This window comes from Planktosalinus sp. (genome assembly GCF_059864935.1).
In genome coordinates this window covers 1-6,993 of sequence record NZ_JCBCCK010000366.1, presented here as the reverse complement: position 1 = coordinate 6,993, position 6,993 = coordinate 1, and the positions used below count along the sequence as shown (strand labels likewise).

At 38.2% G+C, this 6,993-nt stretch carries 9 protein-coding genes; 8 read left to right on the top strand and 1 reads right to left on the bottom strand.

All coding sequences use genetic code 11. The features are described 5' to 3' along the window. Window positions 1-67: 67 nt before the first annotated feature. Window positions 68-430: a helix-turn-helix domain-containing protein gene (locus AC6F75_RS11515; protein WP_500715162.1), complete on the top strand. Its 363-nt coding sequence runs from the start codon at window positions 68-70 to the stop codon at window positions 428-430. A gap of 41 nt (window positions 431-471) precedes the next feature. On the opposite strand, the gene AC6F75_RS11510 is transcribed toward AC6F75_RS11515, so the two are convergent. Then, complete coding sequence (locus AC6F75_RS11510) at window positions 472-1,524, bottom strand: 2Fe-2S iron-sulfur cluster-binding protein (RefSeq protein WP_500715161.1); 1,053 nt, start codon at window positions 1,522-1,524, stop codon at window positions 472-474. Window positions 1,525-1,737: 213 nt separating this feature from the next. Here AC6F75_RS11510 and porW point away from each other — a divergent pair, with 213 nt between their 5' ends. The 7 genes from porW to AC6F75_RS11475 form a co-directional block, all read left to right on the top strand. Then, entirely contained in the window at window positions 1,738-4,287 is a 2,550-nt protein-coding gene (gene porW / locus AC6F75_RS11505; protein WP_500715160.1) for a type IX secretion system periplasmic lipoprotein PorW/SprE, read from the top strand. 2 nt (window positions 4,288-4,289) lie between these two features. Beyond that, a complete protein-coding gene (locus AC6F75_RS11500; RefSeq protein ID WP_500715159.1) occupies window positions 4,290-4,760 on the top strand; it encodes a polymer-forming cytoskeletal protein in 471 nt (156 codons plus the stop codon). Then, entirely contained in the window at window positions 4,711-4,962 is a 252-nt protein-coding gene (locus AC6F75_RS11495; RefSeq protein WP_500715158.1) for an AtpZ/AtpI family protein, read from the top strand. The genes AC6F75_RS11500 and AC6F75_RS11495 overlap by 50 nt, the downstream gene beginning before the upstream one ends. Next, complete coding sequence (locus AC6F75_RS11490; RefSeq protein ID WP_500715157.1) at window positions 4,959-5,357, top strand: hypothetical protein; 399 nt, start codon at window positions 4,959-4,961, stop codon at window positions 5,355-5,357. The genes AC6F75_RS11495 and AC6F75_RS11490 overlap by 4 nt, the downstream gene beginning before the upstream one ends. Before the next feature lie 86 nt (window positions 5,358-5,443). Further along, a complete protein-coding gene (gene atpB, locus AC6F75_RS11485; RefSeq protein ID WP_500715156.1) occupies window positions 5,444-6,541 on the top strand; it encodes a F0F1 ATP synthase subunit A in 1,098 nt (365 codons plus the stop codon). A 20-nt stretch (window positions 6,542-6,561) separates the two neighbouring features. Beyond that, on the top strand, window positions 6,562-6,771 hold the full coding sequence (atpE, locus tag AC6F75_RS11480) for an ATP synthase F0 subunit C (RefSeq protein ID WP_500715155.1): 210 nt from the start codon (window positions 6,562-6,564) through the stop codon (window positions 6,769-6,771). Window positions 6,772-6,847: 76 nt separating this feature from the next. Continuing rightward, window positions 6,848-6,993 (top strand): F0F1 ATP synthase subunit B family protein (locus AC6F75_RS11475; protein ID WP_500715163.1); only part of this gene is annotated, 146 nt, incomplete at its 3' end.

Here is a 6,993-nt window from a genome sequence, read left to right as displayed (position 1 = left end):
ATTCCTATACCCAATTTTCTAAAATTCAGTAATTTTTTACTTAACTTTACGCATAAATGCATACCCAATGAATTTAGGAGTTCGTTTAAAACACGCCCGGGAGTCCAAACGGTTTTCTCAACAGGAAATCGCCCATTTGCTCAATATCTCCCAAAAAACCTTGTCAAATATTGAAAGCGACAAAAGCAAGCCCACCATTGAGCAATTGTCAAAAATGAGTGAAATCTATGAGATAGATATCTTGGAGCTGCTTTCCAAAGAAGGAATTACTTTTAACCAACACAATCAATCAGGCGGTGAAAACGGAATCATCCATCACCATCACTATCCTGAAAAATTGATTGAGAGTTATGAAAAAAGGCTGGAAGAACAGGCGCAGTTGATTCTTGAGCTTAAAGGAGAGATAGAAAAATTAAAAAAAGTTTTATAAACCTTGGATTATTCTCCCCCTTCGGGGGAGTTAGAGGGGGCTTACACATCATCATAATCCACCTTAACCACTGAGGATGTAGGTTGTGCCTGACAGGTTAAAATTAGTCCTTCGGCTATTTCGGCGTCTGTCAGGATTTGGTTTTTTCGCATTTTGGCACTGCCTTCTGTGAGGCGGGCAATGCAGGTGCTGCAAATACCGCCTTGACAGGAGTAAGGCGCGTCAAGATTTTGCTCCAGAACGGCATCAAGTATCGACTTGTTTTGTGGCATGATAATAGTGGTTTCCTCATCATCCAGCGTGACCGTAACCACAGAAGTTCCGTCTTCAACACTGTTGGTTTGAACAGGCTCCACTGAGGTGGAAAACAACTCAAAATGAATATTCTCTTTAGCAACTCCATTTTCTGAAAGTGTTACTTTTAATTCGTCGATCATCGGTTCAGGACCACACAGGTAGAAAGTGTCAAACCGGATATCTTTGTATTTGTTCTTCAAAAAGTAATTGGCAATTGCCTTGCTGATTCTTCCAAATTGATAGCCCTCAAGTTCTTTTCTGCTAAACACAAACTCCAGCATAAATCGCCCGGGATACTTTTGCTGCAAATCCATGAGTGATTTCATAAAAATGGTGTCCTCAGGTGATTTGTTTCCGTAAACCAGTAAAAATTTACTTTCTGGTTCTTGCTCCAAAGCGGTTTTTATTATGGAGATAACCGGAGTGATACCACTACCTGCTGCAAATGCGGCATAATTATTTTTGTTTTCCGGATTGGGCTCAAAAACAAATTTCCCTTCAGGCTGAAGCACCATTAACATGTCGCCCTCTCTTAAATCCTTGTTGGCATAAACTGAAAACGCACCCTTTTCAACTTCCTTAACCACCACAATATGTTCTCCGCTTTGAGGTGTTGAACAAAGGGAATAGGCCCTCCTCACTGTTTTCCCGTTAAGGGTTGCTTCAAGTGTTATGTACTGTCCTGCTTTGAATTGAAAAGTTTCTTGGAGTTGTTGAGGAATTTCAAAATGAATGGAAACCGTGTCAGGGGTTTCCTTAAGGATTTTTTTTATTGAGAGTGGGTGTAACTTGGCCATTCTTTTTTTTGCAAAAATACAATCTTGAGTGATACTGCTGCAAGGAATAATAAAACTTTATTAATTGATTAAAAATCAGACATAAACCCTTTACGGTTAAAAAACAAGCTCACTTTTTAAAATATTTCAAAAAGAAACGTATTTTTACACCTCGCATAATTTTTTGTATACTAAAACCCAACGATTTTAGTTACTTATCATAAATAAACACCATTGGATTTGAAGCCCATTTTTAAATTTTCAATTTTTCTGCTTGTCTTTATTTTGGTTGCCTCTTCCTGCTCCCGAAAAAAAAGCACGTTTATGACCCGAAGTTACAGGGCTGTTAATGCTGAGTTTAATGCACTATACAACGGAAATCTGGCACTGGAACAAGGCAAAAAAAGCTTGCTTCAAAATGTTAAAGACGATTACTTTGAGATATTGCCTGTTGAGCTGATTCAGGTTAAAGATGAGATTCAGCTACCCGGGCAAACCAGAAATACAGATTTTGAAAGGGCAGAAGAAAAAGCAGTCATTGCCGTTCAAAAACATTCCATCTATTTCGACGGAAAGGAACACAACCCTCAAATTGACGAGGCTTATATGTTGCTTGGAAAAGCGCGATATTACGATTCAAGGTTTATCCCGGCAATAGAGGCTTTTAACTTTATACTTCACAGATACCCCACCAGCAACAGCGTTAATTCCGCTAAAATCTGGAGGGAAAAAACCAACATCCGCCTTCAAAATGAAGAAGTGGCTCTAAGAAACTTAAAAGTGCTATTTGAAAGTGCAAATTTGAGCAATGATGATTTTGCCGATGCATCAGCAATGATCGCTCAGGCATACATTAACCTCGATTCGCTCGATCAGGCGATAGTGCACATTAAAGATGCGGCAGGGTTTGTGCGTGACAACGAGAAAAAAGGACGTTTACTTTTTATCAAAGGCCAAATCTACAATCGCTTAAGCCAAAAGGACAGTGCCAATATGGCTTTTGACGAAGTAATAGCATTAAACAGAAAGTCTCCTAGGGCCTATATGATTCACGCCAAGATGGGAAAAATCCAAAACTTTGATTTTGCATCCGGAAACATTGAAGAACAAAAAGAAAATTTTGACGATTTAATTAAAGACAGGGAAAACAGACCTTTTTTGGATATAATTTATCATCAAAAAGGTGTTTTCCTCACTGAAACAGGAGATATTGAAGAGGCAATAGTTGCTTACAATAAATCCATCAAGGAGTTCAGGCAGAATCAAAGGTTACAGGCACTTAACTATTCTTCTTTGGGCGACATTTACTTTGATGAGGCCGAATACAGGACCGCCGGAAGTTATTACGACAGCACCCTCCAAAGACTGGTTGAAAATACCAGGGATTACAGGCAAATCAAAAGAAAGCGGGACAACCTTGAAGATGTAATCAAGTATGAAGATATTGCCAGTGTTAATGACAGTATCCTTTATTTGGTCAATATGTCTGAAGAGCAAAGATTGGCTCATTTTACAGACTATACAACCCGGTTAAAAGAAAAAGCCATTGCTGATTCTTTGGCAAAAGTAAAAGAAGAACTTGCCTTTAAAAGCGACGAGTTTTTTAAAAGCGGAAGAAGGGGCGACGAAAGTGCATCAGACGGAAAATTCTATTTCTACAACACCACTGCAGTGGCATTTGGAAAGCAGGAATTCAGGAAACAATGGGGCGACCGAAAACTTGAGGACGACTGGCGCAGATCAAACAAAAATGCAGTTATCGATAGCGGTGAAGGTCAATCCGAAATTGCAGGTACAGCTTCACAAACTACAGCTGACAGCAAGTTTTTACCTGAAACATACATTTCATTAATCCCATCCGATTCAAAAGCTATTGACAGCATCACTAAAGAAAGGGATGTAGCTTATTATCAACTAGGCTTGATTTACAAAGAGAAATTCAAAGTTTATGAATTGGCGATTGACAGACTTGAAAAACTCCTTACGTTTGAACCGGAAGAAAGACTGGAAATCCCCTCAAAATATCACTTGTACAAGACCTATGAGATTTTAGGGAATACCGCTAAAATGCAACAATACAGAAATGATATTGTAACCAATCATCCGGATTCGCGTTATGCCGAAATCATCATTAATCCCAGTGCAATACTGGCTGCAGACGAATCCACACCGGAATTTAGATATGTTGAGCTTTACAGGCTTTTTGAACAAGGGCAATATGCTGAGGTAATTGAAAAATCAGACAGGTACATCAGTCAGTTTTTTGGCGACGAAATGGTGCCCAAATTTGAAATGCTCAAAGCAACTGCCATTGGCAAACAAGACGGGTTTGAAGCTTATAAAAAGGCCATCAACTACATTTCATTAAACTACACCAATACACCGGAAGGCAGGAAAGCCAATAATATTTACCACGCACAATTGCCCAAGCTTGAGAAGTTTGACTTTGCAGCCAATGAAGATTCAGACCGCTGGAAGGTGTTGTATGAATTCGACAGTATCTCAAGAGAGGATGCTGAGACTTTTAAGAAAACAATAGATGAAGCCATAAACGAACTTGGGTTCAATTACCTGGATACTTCATTAGACTATTACAGCCCCGGAAAAATATTTGTTGTTGTCCACGGGCTATACAGCAGAGAAGGCGCCAAAGGATTTGCTGAGGTGCTTAAGGAGAACAAAAAATACAGAGTTACCAACCCCTATATAGAAATTTCTTCGCCAAATTATGCAGTTGTCCAAGTGCATAAAAATTTGGATTTGTATAACGCCAAAATCAATTAAGCATGTTTACTGACAAAAAACCAAAAGCCCCAGCTATCGTAGGAAACCAGCAAAACAGAATCACAGAAGGGACCAATATTACCGGTGATATTGTTGCAAAATCCGGAATGCGGATTGACGGAACAGTTCAAGGCAATATCAAAACACCTTCCAAGGTAGTTCTTGGGGAAACAGGTGTGATTAAAGGCATTTTGGAATGTGAAAACGCCGACATAGAAGGAAAATTCTCAGGTCAAATGACCATTTCGGGCACCTTAACACTAAGAGCAACGGCTCAGATTGACGGTGATGTTGTAGCAGGCAAACTTGCAGTAGAACCGGGAGCAGCTTTCAATGCTACTTGTGTTATGAAAGGCTCTGTAAAACAAATGGCCGACAGAAAAGAAAATTCACAAGAAGATCAAAAATCTCAAAATCACGTTTTTGAAAGACAAGAAAGAAACCCCGCTCAAAAAACAGGGCAAAGCGTTTAGCAGCTATGCTGTCAATTCCGGTATTGCATTTCAAATGATTGCAATTATTGGGATTGGCACTTTTGCGGGCAGCCTGCTCGATGATCATTTTGAAACTTCAAAACCTTTATTCACCGCAGGCCTCTCATTACTTTCAGTTTTAATTGCCATCTTTGTTGTCATCAGACAACTGATTTCCAATTCCAAAAAAGACAATGAATGAATTCAGATTTTAAAAAAAGAGAAAGCACTTTTTTGTTGCTTTTATTTCTTTTTACAGCCTTACTTTTTGCCATCCACTGGTACATTGCTCATCATTTTTTTAGTCAAATTGAACTTATACTTCCATTATATTCCATCTATGGGTTTCACTTTTTAACGGTGCTTATAATCTATACCATTGTCAATTTCAGGTTTTCGTCAGGCAAAAAAGACATCTTTCCGGTCTTTATGGGAGCCACCCTTTTTAAGATGATTTTATGCCTTGTTTTTTTGCTTCCTGTATTGCTAAATCCAAATAAAAATGCAACGTTGGAGGTGTTTAATTTCTTTGTCCCATACTTCCTTTTTTTAGCCTTTGAAATCGTCAATATCACCCGTTTCTTAAAAGACAAATAAACCTTCATTTTATTGTTTGCCATTTCATTTAGTAGTACTATATTTGCACCGATTTTCAGGAACGCATTATTATCTTATTGAAAGCAATGAAATTAAGCGCCATCAAAACACTGTTTTTAGGACTGTTTTTAATTACCACTTTTGCTACTGTAGCCCAGGAAGAAGAGACCCTTCAGGAAGAACTTCAGCAGGAAAAAAAATTTGACCCCAAAAGCATGATTATGCACCACGTCAAAGATACATATGGGTTTCATATCATTGATATTAACGACAAATCTTACTCTATTTCTTTACCCATTATACTTTGGACTGATAATGGCTTGACTACATTTATGTCATCAGCTTTTGACCACGATTATTATGGTGAAGTAGTGGTGGAAAGAAACGGAATGCGTTTTGTCAACTACAAAGAAAAAATTTATCAGCTAAATGAAGGCGAAGAAATTCTTGTAAAAGGGGAAGACGGTTCTCCTGCAAATGCAAGCAAACCCATTGACATTTCTATCACAAAAAATGTGTTTATGATGTGGGTGTCAGTGCTGGTATTGTTTTTAATCTTTATAGGTGCAGCCAGAAAATATAAAAAATCAGAAAATTTTGTGCCCAAAGGAATTGCCAGTTTTGTAGAGCCATTAGTGCTGTTTATCAGGGATGAAGTAGCGATTCCTATGATTGGGGAGAAAAAATATGCACGTTATATGCCTTACCTTTTGACCGTATTTTTCTTTATCTGGTTAAACAATATTTTTGGGTTGATCCCAATCGTTAATGGTGCAAACCTTACCGGAAACATTGCCTTTACCTTAACAATGGCAACTTTTACCTTTATTATTACAACATTTAGCGGGAACAAGCATTACTGGAAACACATTTTTTGGATGCCGGGCGTGCCGTGGCCTATGAAAATATTTTTAATGCCCATCGAAATTGTGGGAATGTTTACAAAACCCATCTCGCTAATGATTCGTCTTTTTGCAAACATCACTGCAGGTCACATCATCATCCTGGCGTTAATGTCGTTGATTTTTATCTTTAATACCATTGCAATTGCACCCGTTTCTGTTGCATTTTCTTTATTTATTACAATCATAGAAATTGTGGTAACCGCAATTCAAGCTTATATATTTACCATTTTGTCAGCCCTTTATTTTGGTATGGCAACAGAAGAACATGAACACCATTAATTAATTTAAATTTTATAACTATGACTATTACAGGAATTGCAGCTATTGGAGCTGGTTTAGCAGCTATTGGAGCCGGAATGGGTATCGGACGTATTGGTGGGTCAGCTATGGAAGCTATGGCTCGTCAACCCGAAATCCAAGGTAAGATTCAAACATCTGCGCTTATTCTTGCAGCTTTCGTTGAGGCAGTTGCATTATTTGCTGTTGTTGTTGCCTTGTTACAAGGGTAAAAATCAAAAAGCACAGAAGTAACGGTTGGTTGCTTCTGTGCTTTTAAAAAATTTAAATGATTAAAAAAAATTAGAAATGGATTTAGTAACTCCCGGATTTGGATTGGTATTTTGGACGGCAATCACCTTCCTGATACTCCTTTTTATTTTAAAGAAATTTGCATGGAAACCTATTCTTGGCGCAGTAAACTCTCGTGAAGAGTCCATTATCAATGCACTTGC

Coding starts and splice junctions, on each gene's coding strand:
- AC6F75_RS11515 (WP_500715162.1), top strand. CDS start 68: ATGAATTTAGGAGTTCGTTTAAAACACGCCCGGGAGTCCAAACGGTTT.
- AC6F75_RS11510 (WP_500715161.1), bottom strand. CDS start 1,524: ATGGCCAAGTTACACCCACTCTCAATAAAAAAAATCCTTAAGGAAACC.
- AC6F75_RS11500 (WP_500715159.1), top strand. CDS start 4,290: ATGTTTACTGACAAAAAACCAAAAGCCCCAGCTATCGTAGGAAACCAG.
- AC6F75_RS11490 (WP_500715157.1), top strand. CDS start 4,959: ATGAATTCAGATTTTAAAAAAAGAGAAAGCACTTTTTTGTTGCTTTTA.
- atpB (WP_500715156.1), top strand. CDS start 5,444: ATGAAATTAAGCGCCATCAAAACACTGTTTTTAGGACTGTTTTTAATT.
- atpE (WP_500715155.1), top strand. CDS start 6,562: ATGACTATTACAGGAATTGCAGCTATTGGAGCTGGTTTAGCAGCTATT.